This is a genomic window from Arthrobacter sunyaminii, assembly GCF_018866305.1.
GTDB lineage: Bacteria > Actinomycetota > Actinomycetes > Actinomycetales > Micrococcaceae > Arthrobacter_B > Arthrobacter_B sunyaminii.
Window position 1 is genome coordinate 903656 of sequence record NZ_CP076456.1, and the last position, 18734, is coordinate 922389.

At 63.8% G+C, this 18734-nt stretch carries 17 protein-coding genes; 10 read left to right on the top strand and 7 right to left on the bottom strand.

Annotated features, from left to right (window positions below; translation table 11 throughout):
* Positions 1 to 205 precede the first annotated feature (205 nt).
* The 4 genes from KG104_RS03930 to KG104_RS03945 are packed head-to-tail and all read left to right on the top strand — an operon-like array spanning position 206 to position 3769.
* Positions 206 to 1219 carry a Bug family tripartite tricarboxylate transporter substrate binding protein gene (locus KG104_RS03930; RefSeq protein ID WP_104161583.1) on the top strand — a complete coding sequence of 338 codons (1014 nt, stop codon included), beginning with the start codon at positions 206 to 208 and terminating at the stop codon, positions 1217 to 1219.
* Entirely contained in the window at positions 1216 to 1719 is a 504-nt protein-coding gene (locus KG104_RS03935) for a tripartite tricarboxylate transporter TctB family protein (protein WP_104055043.1), read from the top strand. The genes KG104_RS03930 and KG104_RS03935 overlap by 4 nt, the downstream gene beginning before the upstream one ends.
* Positions 1719 to 3377, top strand: a complete 1659-nt coding sequence (locus KG104_RS03940) for a tripartite tricarboxylate transporter permease (protein ID WP_207347349.1) — start codon at positions 1719 to 1721, stop codon at positions 3375 to 3377. The genes KG104_RS03935 and KG104_RS03940 overlap by 1 nt, the downstream gene beginning before the upstream one ends.
* The gene (locus KG104_RS03945; protein WP_207347350.1) at positions 3374 to 3769 is read left to right on the top strand and encodes a universal stress protein; all 396 of its coding nucleotides are present in this window, start codon (positions 3374 to 3376) and stop codon (positions 3767 to 3769) included. Before KG104_RS03940 ends, KG104_RS03945 begins: the two co-directional genes overlap by 4 nt.
* A gap of 80 nt (positions 3770 to 3849) precedes the next feature.
* Here KG104_RS03945 and KG104_RS03950 read toward each other — a convergent pair whose 3' ends face one another.
* Genes KG104_RS03950 through KG104_RS03960 form a run of 3 tightly spaced genes read right to left on the bottom strand, consistent with a single transcriptional unit; the run spans position 3850 to position 6353 of the window.
* Positions 3850 to 4707, bottom strand: a complete 858-nt coding sequence (locus KG104_RS03950) for an NAD-dependent epimerase/dehydratase family protein (protein ID WP_207347351.1) — start codon at positions 4705 to 4707, stop codon at positions 3850 to 3852.
* A gap of 4 nt (positions 4708 to 4711) precedes the next feature.
* Positions 4712 to 5413, bottom strand: a complete 702-nt coding sequence (locus tag KG104_RS03955) for a type 1 glutamine amidotransferase domain-containing protein (RefSeq protein WP_104055047.1) — start codon at positions 5411 to 5413, stop codon at positions 4712 to 4714.
* Positions 5414 to 5465: 52 nt separating this feature from the next.
* The gene (locus KG104_RS03960) at positions 5466 to 6353 is read right to left on the bottom strand and encodes an aldo/keto reductase (RefSeq protein ID WP_207347352.1); all 888 of its coding nucleotides are present in this window, start codon (positions 6351 to 6353) and stop codon (positions 5466 to 5468) included.
* 237 nt (positions 6354 to 6590) lie between these two features.
* On the opposite strand from KG104_RS03960, the gene KG104_RS03965 reads away from it, so the two are divergent.
* Both KG104_RS03965 and KG104_RS03970 read left to right on the top strand, forming a co-directional pair.
* On the top strand, positions 6591 to 7838 hold the full coding sequence (locus tag KG104_RS03965) for a CaiB/BaiF CoA transferase family protein (RefSeq protein WP_372434142.1): 1248 nt from the start codon (positions 6591 to 6593) through the stop codon (positions 7836 to 7838).
* The gene (locus tag KG104_RS03970) at positions 7835 to 8773 is read left to right on the top strand and encodes a beta/alpha barrel domain-containing protein (RefSeq protein WP_207347353.1); all 939 of its coding nucleotides are present in this window, start codon (positions 7835 to 7837) and stop codon (positions 8771 to 8773) included. The genes KG104_RS03965 and KG104_RS03970 overlap by 4 nt, the downstream gene beginning before the upstream one ends.
* On the opposite strand, the gene KG104_RS03975 is transcribed toward KG104_RS03970, so the two are convergent.
* Positions 8770 to 9576, bottom strand: coding sequence for an IclR family transcriptional regulator (locus KG104_RS03975; RefSeq protein ID WP_207347354.1), 807 nt, complete (start codon positions 9574 to 9576; stop codon positions 8770 to 8772). The genes KG104_RS03970 and KG104_RS03975 overlap by 4 nt on opposite strands.
* 175 nt (positions 9577 to 9751) lie before the next feature.
* Here KG104_RS03975 and KG104_RS03980 point away from each other — a divergent pair, with 175 nt between their 5' ends.
* The 4 genes from KG104_RS03980 to KG104_RS03995 all read left to right on the top strand — a co-directional run bounded on the left by KG104_RS03980 (position 9752) and on the right by KG104_RS03995 (position 13069).
* The gene (locus tag KG104_RS03980; RefSeq protein ID WP_207347355.1) at positions 9752 to 10594 is read left to right on the top strand and encodes an ABC transporter ATP-binding protein; all 843 of its coding nucleotides are present in this window, start codon (positions 9752 to 9754) and stop codon (positions 10592 to 10594) included.
* A complete protein-coding gene (locus tag KG104_RS03985; RefSeq protein ID WP_207347356.1) occupies positions 10591 to 11427 on the top strand; it encodes an ABC transporter permease in 837 nt (278 codons plus the stop codon). Before KG104_RS03980 ends, KG104_RS03985 begins: the two co-directional genes overlap by 4 nt.
* A 55-nt stretch (positions 11428 to 11482) precedes the next feature.
* Entirely contained in the window at positions 11483 to 12559 is a 1077-nt protein-coding gene (locus KG104_RS03990) for an ABC transporter substrate-binding protein (protein WP_207347357.1), read from the top strand.
* A gap of 111 nt (positions 12560 to 12670) precedes the next feature.
* Positions 12671 to 13069: a VOC family protein gene (locus KG104_RS03995; RefSeq protein ID WP_207347358.1), complete on the top strand. Its 399-nt coding sequence runs from the start codon at positions 12671 to 12673 to the stop codon at positions 13067 to 13069.
* A gap of 19 nt (positions 13070 to 13088) precedes the next feature.
* Here KG104_RS03995 and KG104_RS04000 read toward each other — a convergent pair whose 3' ends face one another.
* From KG104_RS04000 to KG104_RS04010, 3 genes are all read right to left on the bottom strand, one after another.
* A complete protein-coding gene (locus KG104_RS04000) occupies positions 13089 to 15902 on the bottom strand; it encodes an FAD-binding and (Fe-S)-binding domain-containing protein (protein ID WP_207347359.1) in 2814 nt (937 codons plus the stop codon).
* Positions 15903 to 16063: 161 nt separating this feature from the next.
* Complete coding sequence (locus KG104_RS04005; protein WP_104161592.1) at positions 16064 to 16798, bottom strand: FadR/GntR family transcriptional regulator; 735 nt, start codon at positions 16796 to 16798, stop codon at positions 16064 to 16066.
* Between the two features lie 150 nt (positions 16799 to 16948).
* Complete coding sequence (locus KG104_RS04010) at positions 16949 to 18682, bottom strand: L-lactate permease (RefSeq protein ID WP_207347360.1); 1734 nt, start codon at positions 18680 to 18682, stop codon at positions 16949 to 16951.
* Between the last annotated feature and the right edge of the window lie 52 nt (positions 18683 to 18734).

Here is an 18734-nt window from a genome sequence, read left to right on the forward strand (position 1 = left end):
TCCGGTCCATAGACCACCGTTGGCGGCGGGCCTCCCTCTGTGTCCGGATGCCCGGTGCGAAGAAACTATACCGCTCACGCACTGCCGGGTCCGGATCTGCGTGAACACAATGAACACAACGTACTCAGAGAACACAAGAGTGACGGCACTCACATTAAATCCGTACCGTGATGAGGCTTGCACATCACTATGAGAAGAGGACCAAATGCGCCCAATGAAGGGTTTGCGGCTGGCTGCAGTCGCCACCGGACTTGTACTCGCGGCATCAGCCTGCGGAGTCACCGGCGGTGCCGAGACTGGAGAAGGCTCCGACACGTCGTCGTCCGCGGAAGCGTTAACCGGCCTGCGTATTCTCGTTCCCAATTCCCCGGGCGGCGGTTATGACACCACGGCGCGGGTGGCAGCCAAGGTCATGGATGAGACCGACGTCGCTACGGGCACCGAGGTGTTCAATCTTGCCGGTGCCGGCGGTACCGTGGGCCTGGCCCGCATGGTCAATGAAAAGGGCAACGCGGATCTCACCATGCTCATGGGTTTGGGGGTTGTGGGAGCCAGCTACACCAATGACTCCGAAGCCAAACTCACCGAAACCACCCCGTTGGCGCGCCTGATCGAAGAGCCCGGCGCCATCATGGTTTCCAAGGATTCCCCCTATAACACCATTGATGATCTGGTCCAGGCCTGGAAGAAGGACCCGTCCTCCATCGCGGTGGGCGGAGGGTCCTCGCCCGGCGGACCCGACCACCTGCTTCCCATGCAGCTGGCTGACACCGTTGGCATCAATCCGGCAGAGGTGAACTTCGTTTCCTACGACGGCGGCGGCGATCTCCTCCCGGCGATCCTGGGCAACAAGCTGGGCTTCGCGGCCTCCGGCGCCGGTGAGTACCTCGACCAGATCAAGACCGGCGAGATCCGGGTCCTGGCCACGAGCGGCGAAGAGCGGCTCGAGGGCGTGGACGCTCCCACACTGACGGAGTCCGACATTGATCTGGTCTTCAGCAACTGGCGCGGCATCGTGGCGCCTCCCGGAATCGACGACGCTGAACGTGAGCAACTGGTTGCCGCACTGGAGCAGATGCATGGCACCGAGGAATGGCAGGAAGCGCTGACCACCAACGGGTGGAGCGACGCGTTCATCACCGGTGATGAATTCACCTCCTTCCTCACGGAGCAGGACCAGCGGGTCTCCGACGTGCTGTCCAAGCTTGGGTTGGCATGAGCCAACAGATCAGCCGGCTCAAGGGCCGCTCCGAGCTGGGCATGGCCCTCCTGCTGGGAGTGGTCGGAGCTGTTGTCATCTGGGACGCCTCAACACTGAATGTCTCCTATTCAAACTCGGATCCTGTGGGCCCAAAAACCCTGCCGTACATTGTGGGCGGTCTACTGCTGGTCTGCGCCGCCCTGCTCACCGTGCAGGTTCTGAGGGGCGGCCACGGCGAGGTAGAGGGTGGAGAGGATATCGATCTGACGCACGGCACGGATTGGCGAACGGTTGTTCCCCTGATTGCCGCGTTCATTGTGAATATTCTCCTCATCGACACCCTCGGCTGGGTTATATCCGGCACGCTGCTCTTCTGGGGCAGCGTCTGGGCACTGGGCAGCCGGCACTATGTGCGTGACGGCATAGTGTCACTGGTCCTCGCCCTGCTCACCTTTTACGGTTTCTACCTCGGCCTGGGCATCAAACTCCCCGCCGGCGTCCTGGAAGGGGTGCTCTGATGGATAGTTTCAATCTCCTGATGTCCGGGTTCGCGACCGCAGCCACCCCCATGAACCTGCTGTATGCGTTCATCGGGGTACTCCTCGGAACGGCTGTTGGCGTGCTGCCCGGCATCGGACCGGCCATGGCCGTGGCCCTGCTGCTGCCCGTGACCTACGGCATGGAACCCACGAGCGCCTTCATCATGTTCGCCGGCATCTACTACGGCGGCATGTACGGCGGTTCCACCACGTCCATCCTGCTCAACACTCCGGGTGAATCCTCGACCGTCATCACGGCGATCGAAGGACACAAAATGGCCAAGAGCGGCCGGGCGGCACAGGCGCTGGCCACCGCCGCCATCGGCTCCTTTGTTGCGGGCACCATTGGCACGGCGCTTCTGGTGGCGTTTGCACCTCTGGTGGTCAAATTCGCCGTTAGCCTCGGGGCGCCCAGCTATCTGGCAATCATGGTGCTGGCGCTGCTGGCGGTCACTGCCGTCCTGGGAAGCTCCAAGCTGCGGGGCTTTGCCTCACTTGGCCTCGGCCTGGCCATTGGACTGGTGGGCATGGATCCGGTCACAGGCCAGCAGCGGCTGATCTTTGGTTTGCCGCTGCTGGTGGACGGACTCGACATCGTGGTGGTGGCAGTGGCGATCTTCGCTGTCGGTGAAGCCCTGTGGATCGCTGCGCACCTGCGCCGGACCGCCATGCACGTGATACCCGTCGGCCGGCCGTGGATGGGGAAGCAGGACTGGAAACGGTCGTGGAAGCCCTGGCTCCGCGGCACCGCCTTTGGCTTCCCGTTCGGAGCACTGCCGGCAGGCGGAGCCGAGATCCCCACCTTCCTTTCCTACGTCACCGAAAAGAAGCTCTCTAAGCACCCTGAGGAATTTGGCCATGGGGCTATTGAGGGTGTTGCCGGACCGGAAGCGGCCAACAACGCAGCCGCAGCCGGAACCCTGACACCCATGCTGGCCCTCGGCCTGCCGACCAACGCCACGGCCGCTGTCATGCTGGCCGCGTTTGTGCAGTACGGCATCCAGCCCGGACCGCTCTTGTTTGAGAGTGAACCTCAGCTCGTCTGGGCCCTGATCGCGAGCCTCTTCATCGGCAATACCCTGCTGCTGCTGATCAACTTGCCGCTGGCACCCATGTGGGCAAAGCTGCTGCGGCTGCCGCGCCCCTACCTGTACGCCGGCATTCTCTTCTTTGCCACCCTGGGCGCGTATGCGGTGAACCTGCAGGCGTTTGACCTGATGATCCTGCTGGTGCTGGGCCTGCTGGGCTTTGCCATGCGCCGGTTCGGGTATCCGATCCTGCCGCTGGTGATCGGGCTGATTCTTGGGCCGCGGGCCGAGGGACAGCTGCGCAAATCGCTGCAGCTGTCCGGCGGCGACATCTCCGGACTGTGGAACGAACCGATCGCCGTCGTGGTCTATGCGATTGCAGCGGTGATCCTGGTGTGGCCGCTCGTTTTGAAGCTGTGGCACCGCAGCCACCCGAAACCCCTGCTGCCTGTCTTGTCCGAGGACAGCACGGGGTCCGTCGCAGTGGGACCCCGTGACCCTGCCGGACAGTCAGACGAATCCGGGGCAGTGGCAACAGCGCCGGTTTCCCGCGGGCGGCGCACCGCCCGGCCTTTTACTGACGACGAGCGCGGAGAGGACAAGGCATGAGCGTACTGGTGGGATACATAGAAACCCCGGAAGGGCTCGCTGCCCTGAACCGGGCAGTGGAGGAAGCCAAGCTCCGAAACACGCCGCTGCTGATCCTAAACACCTCCCGCGGCGACGCCCTGGTGGATGAGCGGTACCTGCAACCTGAGAGTGTCCGGGCCCTCCGGCAGCGCCTGGACCAAAGCGGCGTCAAGTATGAGCTGGAGCAGGAACTGCGGGGCAACGATGCAGCGGCGGAGATTCTCACCGCTGCGGAGGACCGGAGCGTCGAGCTCATAGTCATCGGCATGCGCCAGCGCACTCCCGTGGGCAAGCTGATCATGGGCAGCACCGCCCAGCGCATCCTCCTGCAGGCTGAGTGCCCGGTGCTGGCGGTGAAAGCGGGCAACTAACGACTTCGCCGCTGATATGCCCAGTCCGGCACCTCCCGCGCTTCCAAAGGTGGCAGGTGCCGGACTGACGCGTTAAAGCGTTAGCCGTGGCGGACGCCGTACCCGGAGAGCACCGCACGGTAGCCTTCGCGGAACGTGGGATAGGCGAACTCGAAGCCGGTGCCCCGCAGCCGGGCGTTGGAAAGCAACCGGTCTCCGCCGCGGCTCGACCCGCCGGGACCCGAAGGAGCCGGCAGGTCCCGTCCGAGTTCCGTGGCCAGAAACCGCAGCACGTCGGCCAGGTCCGCCGGCTCATCGTCAACGCCCACATACAGCGGCTCAGGTGCCGGGTCCCGGGTCATCAGATGCACAATCGCCGCCGCAGCGTCGTCGCGGTGGATGCGGTTGGTCAGATGCGGGGCGGCCGGAACCGCGGCGGTGCCGGCCGTGACGGAATCGATCAGCCGGGTGCGGCCCGGTCCGTAGATTCCGGACAGCCGGAGCACGACGGCGTCCGGCCGGCGCGAGTGCAGCAGCTCCTCGGCCTCGAGGATCACGGCGGCGGTGGCGGACGGCGGTGCCGCCGGAGTGTTCTCGTCCACCCAGGCACCTCCGGCATCGCCATACACGGCTGTGGAGGACACGAACAGGATCCGCTGCGGGTGCACGCCGTCGCGTTCCAGTGCGTCCAGGACGTTGGCGGTGCCGTCCACATAGGCGGCGCGGTACGCGTCCTCGCTGCGCCGGCCGGCGGCCACGGCAATGACGACGACGTCGGTGTCCGCAGGAATGCGCGGCAGCTCACCGCTGGAACCGGTCAGGTCGGCGGCCCGGCCCGTGATCGGGGCGGGAATCTTCTCGGGGGAGCGGCGCCATCCGAGCACGGAAAAGCCGGCCGCGGCGAACCGCAGGCCGGCTTCCGTGCCCAGATCACCGCAGCCGGCGATCAGGACCGTCATGGTTCTACTCAGCCAGGGCGGAGAGCACGGCCTTGGCCACGTCTTCGCTGGACTGGGGGTTCTGGCCGGAAATCAGGTTCCGGTCGCGGACCACATGGCTGGTCCAGGCCGGGCCGGACTCCACGACGGCGCCCTTGTTGCGCAGCACGTCCTCGCAGAACCACGGAGTATTTTCTCCGGTTCCGCCGCCCAGTTCCTCTTCATCCGTGAAGACGGTGAGCTTGCGGCCGGCAAAGACGAAGTCGCCGTTCTCGGTCTCGGCGCTCAGCAAACCTGCCGGGCCGTGACAGAACGGAGCGATGATCTTTCCGTCGTTGTCGGCTGCAATGAGGATCCGTCCCAGGTCCTTGTCGAAGGCCAGATCCGCCATGGGGCCGTGCCCGCCCGGCATGACGACGGCGTCGTACTCGGAGATGTCAGCGTCGGCGAGCACCAGCGGAGAGGATAGCTCGGCGTCGATGAAGGAGATGTACTGGGTGAAGGCGGCGGCCTTCTCCGGGCTGCCGGCGGACTCGGGTGCCAGGGACACCTGGTCGACCGTCGGCTTGGTGCCGCCCGGGGTGGCGATGCGGACGGTGTGCCCGGCTTCGCGCAGCACGCGGTGGGATTCCACGAGCTCTTCGGCCCAGTAGCCGGTGGGGTGTTCGCTGCCGTCTTTCATGGTGAGGGAATCGGCGGCTGATACGACCATCAGAATGTTAGCCATGCGTTGCGGCTCCTTTGCTTGGCGGAAATGCGGAACAGTGGGGAAAGTCTGTTTACTTGGCGGCTGCGGCGGCGCCGGCGGCGTCGAGCTCCGCGAAGGTGGCGTCGTCGAGTGCGATGTTGGCGGCACCCAGGTTGTCTTCGAGGTGGGCGATGGAACCGGTGCCCGGGATGGGCATTATGACCGGGGACCGGCGCAGGAGCCATGCCAGGGCCACCTGCGAGGTGCTGGCACCGAGGCACTTGGCTGCCTCATCAACGGGGCCGCCCTGCTTTGCCAGCTCGCCGGCGGAAATCGGTGCCCACGGGATGAAGCCGATGCCGTTGTCCTCGGAATACTTCAGGACATCCTCGGAGGAACGGTCGGTGAGGTTGTAGCGGTTCTGCACAGTGGAGACGGTGAAGAACCTGGCGGCGGCTTCCAGATCCTCGACGGAGACCTGGGACAGGCCCAGGGCCTTGACCTTGCCCTCCTGCTGCAGGTCGCGCAGCACGGCGAACTGCTCGTCGCGGTCCACCTTCGGATCAATGCGGTGCAGCTGCAGCAGGTCAAGGGAGTCGACCTTGAGCTTGCGCAGCGACAGCTCGGTCTGCTGGCGCAGGTACTCCGGGCGGCCCACCGGAACCCAGACGTCCGGTCCGGTGCGGACAAAGCCGACCTTGGTGGCAATCCGCACGCCGTCCGGGTAGGGGTAGAGCGCCTCGGCGATGATCTCTTCGCTGATGTTCGGGCCGTAGGAGTCGGCGGTGTCGATGAAGTCAACGCCCAGCTCGACGGCGCGGCGCACCACGTCGACGGCGGTGCCCCGGCTTTCCGGTTCGCCCCAGACGCCGGGTCCCACAATCCGCATGGCGCCGAAGCCCAGGCGGTGTACGGTGCCGAGGTCCTTGAGGTCGATGGTGGGGGACAGGGCGGGTGAGGTTTCCGTCGTATCAGTCATGTAGGCGTCAACAAGGCCCGCAACGGGGTTTATTCCTCAGCACCCTGATGTTTCATGTGGCGGGGAGGCGACCGGCGGCTGTAGGGACGAGCGTGGGGCATCCCGAAATAAGTACGATTCCTGAGACAGGATGGTTGACTCACAATGTGGGTTCGTGTTCATACTGTGGGAGCGCATCGAATGTACTCTCATCCGGCGTCATCATGATCCTTCGTCTCTTCCTTAAGAAAGGGCATTGTGGCTTCCACCCATCAGGCCGCGCCGCTGAGAGGTATCCGTGTCCTCGAGCTCGGTAACTATATCGCCGCCCCTACAGCAGGTCGGCTCCTTGCCGACTTCGGAGCCGAGGTGATCAAGATCGAGCGGCCCCGAACCGGTGATGAAATCAGGAACTGGCGTCTAGGGTCGGGCACCACATCAATGCTGTATCGAACGATAAACCGCAACAAGAAGTCCATGGTGGTGGACCTCCGGACTGAAGAAGGTCGGCGCTGCGTCCTCGAACTGGTGGAGCAGTGCGACATAGTGCTGGAGAATTTCCGTCCCGGAACCCTTGAGAAATGGGGTCTTGGCCCGGCGGACCTGGAAGCGGCAAAACCAGGCATCATCGTCACCAGAATCTCGGCATTTGGCCAGACCGGTCCCATGTCCTCACGTCCAGGCTTCGCTGCCGTAGCCGAAGCCTACGGGGGATTCAGGAATCTTGTTGGCGATGCGGATCGTCCCCCGGTCCGCGTGGGTGTATCCATCGGCGACTCGATCGCCGGACTCTATGCGGCCTTCGGATCAGTCATGGCGCTCTTCGCCCGCCAGCGGGAACAAGGCGTGGCGCGACCACCAATCGACGACCGAATCATAGATGTCGCACTAAATGAGGCCATGCTCTCCGTCATGGAATCACTGATACCCGACTACAGTGCCTACGGGCTACACCGTGAACGCACCGGCGGCCGGATGGAGGGAATCGCCCCGTCCAATGCCTATATCTGCGCTGATGGGGCCAGCATTGTGGTTGCGGGAAACGGGGACGGAATCTTCAAGCGGTACATGCACACCATCGGGCGCCCGGATCTCGCTAGCGATCCGGGCCTCGAATCCAATGCCCAACGCTGGTTGCAGCGCGAGGAACTGGATGAGGCGATAGGTACTTGGACGGCGCAGCACACGGCCGAGGATGCGCTGGCGCAGTTGGAACAGGCAGGAGTCCCTTCCGGGCCCATCTACACTGCGGAAGACATCGTCAATGACGAGCAGTACAGGGCCCGAAATATGATTCAGCATTTGGACGTCTCGGACGGCGAAAAAACCTTCCACGATGTCGCATTCCCCGGAATTACCCCCGTCATCGGCGGAGCATCACTGCCGATCCGGAACCTGGGCCCGGACCTCGGTGCCGATACGTATGACATCCTCGTCGGGCTGCTCGGCAAGACACCGGTGGAGGCCAGCGCTTTCATCGAGCAAACGGAACTGGAGAAAACATGAATCCCGCCGGTAACAGAATAGTTCTCCGCGATGTCACCCTGCGCGACGGACTTCAGCTTACGGGCGGAATCCTGCCGGTGGAAAGGAAAGCACAAATTGTGCGGGACCTTCTGGCTGCCGGGGTTACCGCCATCGAGGTGGGCTCCATGGCGCGCCCCGACTTGGTCCCGTCCATGGCCAACACGGTCGAGCTTCTGACTGAACTTACTCCGGAGGAACGTGAGCACTGCTACGTCTGGGTCGCGACGCCGGGTAACGTCCGCAGGGCGGTGGCTGCAGGAGCAAGGCACCTGCAGTACTGCCTGAGCGTCACCGACGCGCACAACCTGGAAAACATTGGACGGACAACGGAGGCGAGCATGGATGCCCTGCCGGAAGCCGTTGAGCTCGCTCATGCAGCCGGAGCGACCATCCAGCTGTGCCTGGCCACGTCCTTTACCTGTCCCTTCGACGGAAATGTCGACCCGGAGCGCGTACTTGAACTGGTGCTGGACCCCAGGGCCGAGGGCACGGACGGGGTCGTCATCTGCGATACGCTGGGGCAGGCATTCCCCGGCGACGTGGAGGCACTGATTAAAAAGGTTCGCGGCACTGGTGTCTTCGCGGAAATCGTCTTCCACGGACATGACACGTGGGGGATGGGAGTGGCCAACGCGATGGCCGCAATCAGCTCAGGTGCCACCATGGTTGATGGTGCCCTCGGAGGACTTGGCGGATGCCCGTTCGCTCCGGGCGCTTCGGGAAACACTGCCACGGAAGACCTGCTCTTCGCGCTCCGCCCTGCATGGCTGACAACGGAAGCGTTTGCCGCGGTGGTACGCCTGGGCGAGAAGGTCACGGCAGAGGTCGATGAACCGAGCCGCTCAAAAGCCGCACAGGGAGCACGGTCGGAAGCCAAGGCGTTTAGCTGGGTTCTCGAGGGCGAGGGCCGTTAGGAGGTCGCATCGCGAGGGGACGCGGCATCCTGGGGATGCCTGCCGCCAAGCATCCTGGTGATCTGTTCGGCCGCTGCCAACAGGTCCTCAACCCACTGTTCGCACACATCCAGCGGCATGCGCAGCGTCGGCCCCATGACGGTGACGGCTCCAACGATGTCACCCTGGGAATCGAATACCGGTGCAGACAGGCCACTGGCACCGGACTGCCTTTCGCCCGTGGTGATCGCATAGCCGTCCCGCCGGGTCTGAATGACGGCTTCCTCCAGTAGTTTCCGGTCCGTGATGGTGGTTTCAGTGAGTTGGTCCAGGGACTCCGTGACCATTTCATCCATGAGTCCTGCGGTCCAGGCGAGCAGCACGCGGCCGGCTGATCCGGCATGGAGGGGCAGGATCCTGCCAACCTTCATTTCGCGGCGCAGCATGTGCCGGGTTTCCGCCATGGCAACGCAGACACGGTAGTGCATAGAGGATTCAAAAAAACAGACGGTTTCACCCAGTCGGTCCCGCAGATCCGCCAGCACCGGCTTCAGGATCTGTAGTCGATCGAGGTCGTGGGTGGCCGGCGCGGCCCAGAAAGCCATCTTCAGCCCCACCCGGTAATGATCTCCCGTCCGGTCTAGGAATCCATTTGCCACCAGATTCCCCACCAGGCGCTGAACGGTCGACGTCGGGAGCCCGGTCGCCTCCCGGATGTCCGTGAGCGTCAGCTCGGGGCGGCGCAGCGAGAAGGCATCGAGAATGTCGCTGATCTTCCTCAGTACAAGCAAAGGGGCAGGGGCGGACGATCCGGTAGCAACCATAGACCCATCCTAGGCACGCCGGCGGCCGCCCAGTCCAACAGTTCAGTTGCGCATAAGGCGGGGAGCGGGCAGGGCCGAAACCTCGATTTATAACGCTGTGCAGATTGCCCACTTACTGTTAGCCTGTCTTTCACCATGTGAGACATAGCCCACAATGTGGTTCAGGAGATGAGCAATGACGCATCCTGCACGAGCACAACCGTCACCGTATGCGGTTGACCTGAGCGCCTGCACGAAGGAGTTCGCAACTCCCGGCGGCGGGTCGTATTTCGCAGTTCGGGACATAGACCTGAAGGTCGAGCCCGGCAGGTTCGTATCGATCGTCGGTCCAACCGGCTCGGGAAAATCGACCATTCTGAACATGGCAGCGGGACTTCTTTCACCGACGTCGGGCACTGTGCGGAGCTTTGGTGAACCCGTGAATGGTGTCAACCGCCGTGCGTCCTACATGTTCCAGCAAGATGCCCTGCTTCCGTGGAAATCGGTGATCGACAACGTCAGCCTTGGCCTGACAATGGCGGGCGTTCCGAAAGTGGAGGCGCGCTCGGAATCTCTGCGCTGGCTCGAAAAGGTCGGCATGAGGAAGTTCGCCGATCACTATCCGCACCAGCTCAGCGGCGGGATGAAGAAACGTACGGCAATAGCGCAGGCGTGGATTGTCGACCCCGACATCCTCCTCATGGACGAACCCTTTTCGGCTCTCGACGTCCAAACCCGCCAGATTATGGAGAATGAACTTCTTCAGCTGTGGTCAGAGTCAGGAAAAGCGGTTGTGTTTATCACCCACGACCTTGATGAGGCCATCGCGCTGTCGGACGAGGTGATCATCCTTGGTGCCGGACCGGGAAGCACTGTGGTCGGAAGCTATGACATCACCATTCCCCGGCCCCGCGATCTGCTGGATATTAGGGACGATCCGAAATTCGTGGAAATCCACCGTGAGATCTGGGGTCGCCTGAAAGTTGAGGTCTCAAAGACTTACGCATCAGCCCAGAACGACGAAAGTGATGTTGCATGACTCTGGCCCCAGCCCGTCGTAACGCCGGCACCGCTCCGCAACGCCGCCCCGCCAGGAAGAATCTCGACGCGTCAGGGTTATCCATTCGCCTGGGACAACTGGCCATCACCATCACTGTGCTCGGTTCGTGGGAGCTGCTGGCCCGGGCCGGCATCATTGATGAATTCTTCTTCCCGCTTCCTTCCGACATCCTCGTGACGGTCTGGGAATGGATATCAACGGGTTACGTTTTTCCGCACCTGTGGGTGACTATGCAGGAAGCGATTCTGGCCTTCATAACCGGAGCCGCAGCCGGCCTGTTCCTGGGCTTCCTGCTCGCACGCGTCACCGTCCTGGAACGGCTCCTGGACCCCTTTCTTAAGGCCTTCAATGCCCTGCCCCGCGTGGTGCTGGCGCCCATCTTCCTGCTGTGGTTCGGGCTGGGCATTTGGTCAAAAGTCGCATTCGGATTCACGCTTGTTTTCTTCATCGTTTTCTTCAACACCCTCGAAGGCGTCAAGAGCGTTGACCGCGTCCTTGTTAATAACGCCAGGATGCTCGGAGCCAGCGAGAAGCAGCTGCTCCGCCACGTTTTTATTCCCAGCGCGCTCACCTGGATCTTTTCGAGCCTGCACATCAGTGTTGGATTCGCTATCACCGGTGCTGTGGTCGGCGAGTATCTTGGTGCCTCTGCTGGCGTCGGCTATGCCATTGCTCAGGCCCAGGGTGTCTTCGATACCCAAGGTGTATTTGCCGGAATGTTCATTCTCATGATCGTTGTACTCATCATCGACATCCTCGTGAACCGGTTGGAGCGTCACCTCCTCCGCTGGCGTCCTAACCAGTCTCAGTAACTTCATCGCGTCAAACCCGGTCTAATCACTATCCGCACCTCGAAGGGGAAACTCCATGAATACCGTTGAAAACAGGCGCCGAAGCCTCAGCCGGGGAATCCGGGGTTCTGCGTTTTTGGCCGGATTGGCCCTGGCGGTTTCCGCCTGCGGCACGCCGTCTTCGGCTCCGCCAGGGCAGGCAGGCGGCGATGAGGGCGGGGAAGGCCAGAAAGTGGTCATCGGCATTGGCGGCCAAACGCTGCTGACTTACCTTCCAACGACCCTGGCCGACGAGTTGGGCTACTTCGAAGAGGAGGGTCTCGACGTTGACTTGCAGGACCTTCAGGGCGGATCCAAGGCACTGACCGCCATGATCGGAGGAAGCACCGAGGTCACGAGCGGTTACTACGAGCACACGATCCAGATGCAGGCAAAAAACCAGCCGGTTAAGGCGTTCGTCAACATGAACCTCTCCTCCGGACTCGCTCTGGTGGTGTCGGAGAAGAATAAGGACACTATCAAGTCTGTTGCCGATCTGAAGGGCAAAAACGTCGGAGTCACGGCGCCGGGGTCTTCAACGGACATGTTCGTGAAGTACCTGCTGTCCCAAAACGGCATGGAGATTGACGCCGCAGCCGTCTCCGCCATAGGTGCCGGTTCCTCCGCGGTTGCCGCAGTGGAGCAGGGCCAAGTGGACGCAGCAATCATGCTGGAACCGGACATAACCGTGCTGGAAAAGCGGATCGGGGTGAAGCCGACAATCCTGGAGGACGTCCGGACCCCGGAGGGGCTGCAGGAAGTGTTCGGCACCGATGCATGGCCGTCCTCAAGCCTGTATGCCACCGAGGCCTGGTTGGAGAAGAATCCCGAGACGGCGGAAAAACTGGCGACAGCGATCAGGCGCACCCTTGAGTATGTCGCCGAGCACTCCGGGGAGCAGATTGCCGCCGAAATGCCCGAGACATTCGCCGGAGGAGACCCGTCTCAGTACGCAGCCGTCATTGAGGAACTAAAACTGACCCTCAGCAAAGACGGCGTTTTCACCGAGTCGGGTGCTGAAGCAGTTCTCGAGACCCAACGGATAGCCAACCCCGAGGTGGGGGAAGCGGAGATAGATCTCTCCCAGACGTATACGAATGATTTTCTCAACTAATCCGTGACGTTTTCGGGATGAAAGGGTAGTGGGTGAAGCGGGGGAGGTCTGCGGACAACACCTGACCGCAGAACAGTTCAACGCTTCCAACGGTGGCTTTAGCGTGAAGGCATGGACTGGAAGATCGAACTTGTACCCGTACCGGTGTCCGACGTAGACGCAGCTAAGGCGTTCTACGTGGACCAGCTCGGTTTCAATGCGGACTTCGATGAGCGCGTGAATCCGGAGCTGCGCTTCGTGCAGCTGACGCCGCCGGGATCGGCCTGTTCCGTGGTCATCGGCCCGGGGACCACGGACATGGTCCCCGGTACGCAGCGGATCCAGGTGGTGGTTCCCAGCGCAGCGGATGCACGGCAGCATCTGGTGGACCATGGCGTGGCCGTCAGCGACATCACCCCGCTGGATTGGGGGACCTTCGTGTATTTCAGCGGTCCGGACGGCAACCAGTGGTCGCTGCAGGAGCTCCCCGAGATTCCGCCCACGCTGCCGTCGGAGTCCCAGCATCCCTGAGCGACAACGAACGCGCGACTTACCGCGTGGCTTCGGCCAGGTACTCCAGCACATGACGGTAGGTGTGGCCCGTGGCCTTGGACATGCCGATCTCACAGGTCCGGTTCACGGAGGCATAGGCAGCGAACTCGCGTTCGTTGATTTCCGCCGCCTGCTTGTCCGTGGCTGAAGCCGTCAGCTCCGGATGCAGCAGCCCGCGGTCACCCGCAAAGGCGCAGCAGCCCCAGCTTGGCGGCACAAACACTTCCTCCGCCGCAGCCCGGGCAATCGCCTGCAGGGCATCGTTGGCCCCGAGCTGGGTGGAAGAACACGTGGGATGCAGGGCCATCGAGGGCAGCTTCCGGGTCACGGTCAGCTGCGGCAGGACGGTGTCCCGGACGAAGTCCACTGAATCGATGAACTGCAGCCCGGGATAGTCCGGGCTTTCTCCGGCCAGCCGTTTCATGGTGTCCAGGCCCTCGGTGCAGGAGGCCGCGTCGCAGACCACGGGCAGCGCGCCGCCGCCGGTGGCTTCCCACAGGTTCGCGAGCACGCGTTCGGTCATGACCGCATAGCCCTTGCCGTAGCCCTTGGACTTCCAGGGCGTGCCGCAGCACAGGTCTTCGATGCCCGCCGGAATCCGCACACCGATGTCCGCGCGCCCGCACAGCTCCAGGAAGGCCGCGGAGACGCCCTCCCCTTTGCCGGCCGGACCGAACATGGTGCCGATGCAGGCCGGGAAGTAGACGGCCACGGCGGCCGGGTCCTCCCGCGGTGTGCGTTTGGTGCCGCCGGCGGGCAGCACGGTTTCATAGGCGGGAACGTTTTCGGTGCCGGCCACGGCGCGGGCGACGGCGGTGGCCGCCTTGGGCAGCAGCGCCGGCATGGCGTTGGCCAGGCTCAGTGCCTTGCCGCCGGCCACCGTGACGGTGGACCAGTGCTCGGCGGCGGTCTTCCATCCGGCATCGGCAACTGCATTGGCGTTTTCCTTGCGCAGCCGGCGCACCAGGTCGCCGGTGTTAATCAGCACCGGGCACGCCGTGACGCACATGCCGTCCGCAGCGCACGTCTGGACGCCGTCGTACTCATAGTCCTTGCGCAGTTCCTTGGCCAGGACAGTGTCCCCGCGGGCTTCGGCGGCAGCGATTTCCCGGCGCAGCACAATGCGCTGGCGCGGCGTGGTGGTGAGGTCCTTGCTGGGGCAGACCGGCTCGCAGTAGCCGCACTCCACGCAGCGGTCCACCTCGGCTTCAACTGTGGGGGCCACCTTGAGGTCTGCGATGTAGGACGCCGGGTCATCGTTGATGATGACGCCGGGGTTGAGCAGGTTCGGTGCATCAACCAGGGCCTTCAGCTCGCACATGACCTCATACAGCTCGTCGCCGTACTGCCGGCGGACAAAGGGGGCCATGATCCGGCCGGTGCCGTGCTCGGCCTTCAGCGAGCCGCCGTTGTCCAGCACCAGGTCCACCATCTCCTCGGTAAACGCCTGGTAGCGGGCCAGTTCCACCGGATCATCGAAGCGCTCGTTGAGCATGAAGTGGATGTTGCCGTCCTTGGCGTGGCCGAAGATGACCGAGTCCTGGTAGCGGTGCTCGGCGAAGAGCCGTGACAGTTCCTTGCAGGTGGAAGCCAGTGACGGCACCGGAACCACAATGTCCTCCAGCAGGGCGTTGGTGCCCGAAGGACGGGCGCCGGCCACAGTGGTGTAAAGGCCCTTGCGCAGGTGCCACATGGCAGCGCGGTCCTTGGCGTTGTCCGTCATGGCAAACGGAGCCGCCAGCGCCAGCGATTCAAAAAGGCCCCGCGAGGCTTCGCGCTTATCGGCCAGCTCTTCCGCGGTGCGTCCCTGGTGCTCCACCAGCAGAGCGGCATGGGAGACGATGTCCAGATTCCGCAGTTCCGGCGGAGCGGCGGGATCCGCCGCGGCCACGCGCAGCGACGTCGAGTCCATCAGTTCGATAGTGGCCAGTCCGGAGGCCACCAGCTCGGGAAGGGCGGTGGCGGCACGGTCCAGCGAGTCGAAGAACATCAGCCCGGTGGCCACCTTGGGCAGCGCCGGAATGGTGCGGAAGGTTGCTTCGGCCACGAAGCCCAGGGTTCCCTCGCTGCCGACCATGAGGTGGGTCAGGATGTCCACCGGACTTTCGTAGTCCAGGAACGCGTTCAGGCCGTAGCCCATGGTGTTCTTCATGGAGAACAGCCGCTCGATGGTGGCCACGGAGTGCGGGTTGGCCACAATGCGTCCGCGCAGGCGCAGCAAACCTTCGAAAAGTTCCGGTTCCAGGGTCCGCAGCTTGGTCTCGGCGTCGGGGGCGGCAGTGTCGATCACGGTGCCCGAGGGCAGCACCATCACCATGGACTCGATGGTCTGGTAGGTGTTGAATTCCGTGCCGCAGGCCATGCCTGAAGAATTGTTGGCGACGACGCCGCCAATGGTGCAGGCGATTTCCGACGCCGGGTCGGGGCCAAGTTTGCGTCCGTGGGCTGCCAGCCGGGAGTTGACCGCGCGCACCGTGGCGCCGGGCTGCACCCGGACCCGGCCACCGCCGTCGAGCACCTCGATGCCGCGGAAATGCTGGCGGGTGTTAATCAGCAGGCTGTCGCTCTGGCTTTGGCCGGACAGGGAGGTGCCGCCGGAGCGGAAGGTGGCCGGAATCCCCAGTTCACGGCTGCGGCGCAGGAGGGAGCCGACGTCGTCTGCCGTGCGGGGCGTGGCCACCGCTTCCGGAATCAGCAGGTAGTGCGAGGCATCGTGGGCCATTTTGCGGCGGTCGATGTCCCGGGTGCTGATGTCCTTTGTGCCAAGCGCCGCAAAGGACGCCGCTGTCGGAACTGCTGTTTGAACGCTCATCTAATCCTGATCCAACCATCCAGAGGGAACGACGGTGCTCCCGCCTTCAAATGTAGGCGGGAACACGTCCGGAGGAAAGTTGGTCAGGCCACAGCCGCGGTCCGTCCTCGGCAGCCGGCAGGGATACTCGAGTAGCCGCCGGGGCAGGGCAGGGCCGGATGTTACGAGGAGCCGTCCTTCTCTTCCCGCGGAATCTGCAGATAGAACCACTGGATGTGCTCGCGCAGAAGTTTGGCGGCGTCGTCTCCGCGCCGGGCGGCCACGGCGTCATAGATTCCGTGGTGGTGGTGCTGGAGCTGTGTCATGACGGCGGGCCAGTCATCCATGCTGTCCACGGCTTTCTGCACATATCCGCTGATCGCGCCGCTGAGGGAGGCCATCATGGTTTCAATGACCGCGTTGCCGGCCAGGGAGCTGAGCACCACATGGAACTGTGCGTCCAGCAGGTGGTAGGCCTCGCGCTCAATGCCCGGGGCATCCATGGCCTCCAGGAGTGCGGCGGCGCTCGCCAGGGCGGTGTCCGCAGCGTCCGACGGCGGTTGGGCGGCACCCGCTGCTGCCGCCCAGGTTTCAAGCAGAATCCGGGTCTGGACAATATCGGCTACCGGAAGCCTGCTGCTTGCCATGTGCAGGCGCAGTGCGGAGGAAAGTCCGGCCGACGGCTCGGAGATGATGATCGCTCCGGATTTGGGTCCTGAGCCCGAGGAGGAACGCAGCACACCCATGGCATCCAGGATGCGGATGCCCTCCCGCACGGAGGCCCGGGAGATGCCGTACGTCTCGGCAAGTGTCCGTTCGCCGGGGAGCTGGTCACCGAGGGAGATGGCGCCGGACCGGAGGTCGGCTTCAATGTTTTCCAGCAGCAGGTCATAACTGCGCCGCGGTTGATCTGTCACCGCTCCATCCTGCCATGTGCCGGAACCGGAAAACGACCCTCATGACTTCCGGTAGCCGGACAGCAAAGGGCGGGGCCGGAGAAGCTCCGGCCCCGCACTTGTGCTGCATCCGCAGCCTGCTGCAGCTGCTTCCCGAAACAGGAAGTCCGGCTACGGCAGCATCCACCCCAGGATCGGCGTGGACTGCAGGTAGACCAGGGTGCACAGCACCAGCAGCAGGCCAACGCTCCAGCCCACCACCTTGCGCAGCAGCACCGATTCCTGGCCGTCCAGTTTCACGGCGGTGACTGCAATGGCGAGGTTCTGCGGGCTGATCAGCTTGCCCACCACGCCGCCGGTGGTGTTGGCCGCCACGAGGAGGTTCGGATCGATGCCGGCCTCAAGCCCGGCGGTCTGCTGGAGCCGGGCAAACAGGGCGTTGGCCGAGGTGTCCGAGCCGGTGACGGCAGTGCCGATCCACCCCAGCACGGGGGAGAGGAAGGCAAAGAATGCCCCGGTTCCGGCGAGCCAGGTGCCGATGGACACTGTCTGTCCGGAGAAGTTCATGACGTAGGCCAGGGACAGTACGGAGAGGATGGTCAAGCCGGCCCAGCGCATGTTCCAGATGGTCCGGAAGATCTCCGCCACACCGTTGCCCACGGTCATGGAGTAGCGGCCGCCGTCGTCGTACTTTGCGTAGACCGCACACACAATAAGCCCCGTGATCAGCAGCAGCGTGCCCGGGCTGGAGAGCCAGTTAAAGGTGTAAATGGTGGAGGAGACGGGCTCGCCGGCGTCACTGAGCAGGCGGTCGTGCAGCCAGAGCCAGGGCACCTTGATGTCCGTGGAGGCCAGGAAAGCGGGAACGTCCGCGCCCCACTTCCACAGCTTGGCGATGCCGAAGATCAGGATCACCAGGAAATACGGGAAGAGGGCCAGCAGGGTGCGCGAACGGGTCAGCGAGTCCCCGTCCTTGACGGCTGCGGCGCTGCGGCTGCGGTTTCCGGAACCGCCGGCGTTGACGGAAGCGGAGCCGACGGCGAGGGCCGGCAGGCCCATGCGCTCGCGGGCAGCTTCCAGGCCGCGGGGCTGCCAGAACTTCAGGAAGACGACGGCGGCACCCAGACCTGCCAGTGCAGCCACGATGTCGGTGAGTTCGTAGGAGAAGAAGGTGGAGCAGAGCACCTGTGCAACGGCGAAGGCAACACCGGTGATCACGGCGGCGGGCCAGGTGTCCCGGACACCGCGGCGGCCGTCGAGGATGAAGACCAGGATCAGCGGCACGACGACGGCCAGCACCGGTGCCTGCCGCCCAACAACTGCGCCGATGTGGCCGGCATCGAGTCCGGTCAGCGAGGCTGCGGTGGTGATCGGAATGGCCATGGCCCCGAAGGCAACCGGTGCGGTGTTGGCCACGAGCACGGCGGCAGCGGCCTTGAGCGGCTTGATGCCCAGCGCCACGAGCATGGTGGCCGTGATGGCCACGGGTGCGCCGAAGCCGGCAAGCGCCTCCAGGAGGCCGCCGAAGCAGAACGCCACCAGGATGGCCTGCACGCGCACGTCACCGCCGCCGATGACGTCAAAGACCCGGCGCAGGTCCTCGAACCGACCGCTCAGGACGGTGATCTGGTAGAGCCAGATGGCCATGATGACAATCCACAGCACCGGAAAGGCTCCAAAGACGGCGCCCTGGGTGGCGGACAGTACGGCCAGGCCCGCCGGCATCTCAAAAGCGAAGACGGCAACGGCGAGCGCCACCAGCAGGGCCACCCCGCCCGCTACATGCGCCTTGACCTTTACGTAGGCAAGCAGCACAAAGAAGGTCAGCAGCGGCACAAGGGCTACCAGTGCCGACACGGCAACACTGTTGAGCACCGGATCAGTGCTGGGAATGAACGACTCCACGGGGTTCCTCCGCTTTGAGGGGCAAGGTATGGTCAGGCCACAGTGGTCAGAC

Coding starts and splice junctions, on each gene's coding strand:
- KG104_RS03930 (WP_104161583.1), top strand. CDS start 206: ATGCGCCCAATGAAGGGTTTGCGGCTGGCTGCAGTCGCCACCGGACTT.
- KG104_RS03935 (WP_104055043.1), top strand. CDS start 1,216: ATGAGCCAACAGATCAGCCGGCTCAAGGGCCGCTCCGAGCTGGGCATG.
- KG104_RS03940 (WP_207347349.1), top strand. CDS start 1,719: ATGGATAGTTTCAATCTCCTGATGTCCGGGTTCGCGACCGCAGCCACC.
- KG104_RS03945 (WP_207347350.1), top strand. CDS start 3,374: ATGAGCGTACTGGTGGGATACATAGAAACCCCGGAAGGGCTCGCTGCC.
- KG104_RS03950 (WP_207347351.1), bottom strand. CDS start 4,707: ATGACGGTCCTGATCGCCGGCTGCGGTGATCTGGGCACGGAAGCCGGC.
- KG104_RS03955 (WP_104055047.1), bottom strand. CDS start 5,413: ATGGCTAACATTCTGATGGTCGTATCAGCCGCCGATTCCCTCACCATG.
- KG104_RS03960 (WP_207347352.1), bottom strand. CDS start 6,353: ATGACTGATACGACGGAAACCTCACCCGCCCTGTCCCCCACCATCGAC.
- KG104_RS03970 (WP_207347353.1), top strand. CDS start 7,835: ATGAATCCCGCCGGTAACAGAATAGTTCTCCGCGATGTCACCCTGCGC.
- KG104_RS03975 (WP_207347354.1), bottom strand. CDS start 9,576: ATGGTTGCTACCGGATCGTCCGCCCCTGCCCCTTTGCTTGTACTGAGG.
- KG104_RS03980 (WP_207347355.1), top strand. CDS start 9,752: ATGACGCATCCTGCACGAGCACAACCGTCACCGTATGCGGTTGACCTG.
- KG104_RS03985 (WP_207347356.1), top strand. CDS start 10,591: ATGACTCTGGCCCCAGCCCGTCGTAACGCCGGCACCGCTCCGCAACGC.
- KG104_RS03990 (WP_207347357.1), top strand. CDS start 11,483: ATGAATACCGTTGAAAACAGGCGCCGAAGCCTCAGCCGGGGAATCCGG.
- KG104_RS03995 (WP_207347358.1), top strand. CDS start 12,671: ATGGACTGGAAGATCGAACTTGTACCCGTACCGGTGTCCGACGTAGAC.
- KG104_RS04000 (WP_207347359.1), bottom strand. CDS start 15,902: ATGAGCGTTCAAACAGCAGTTCCGACAGCGGCGTCCTTTGCGGCGCTT.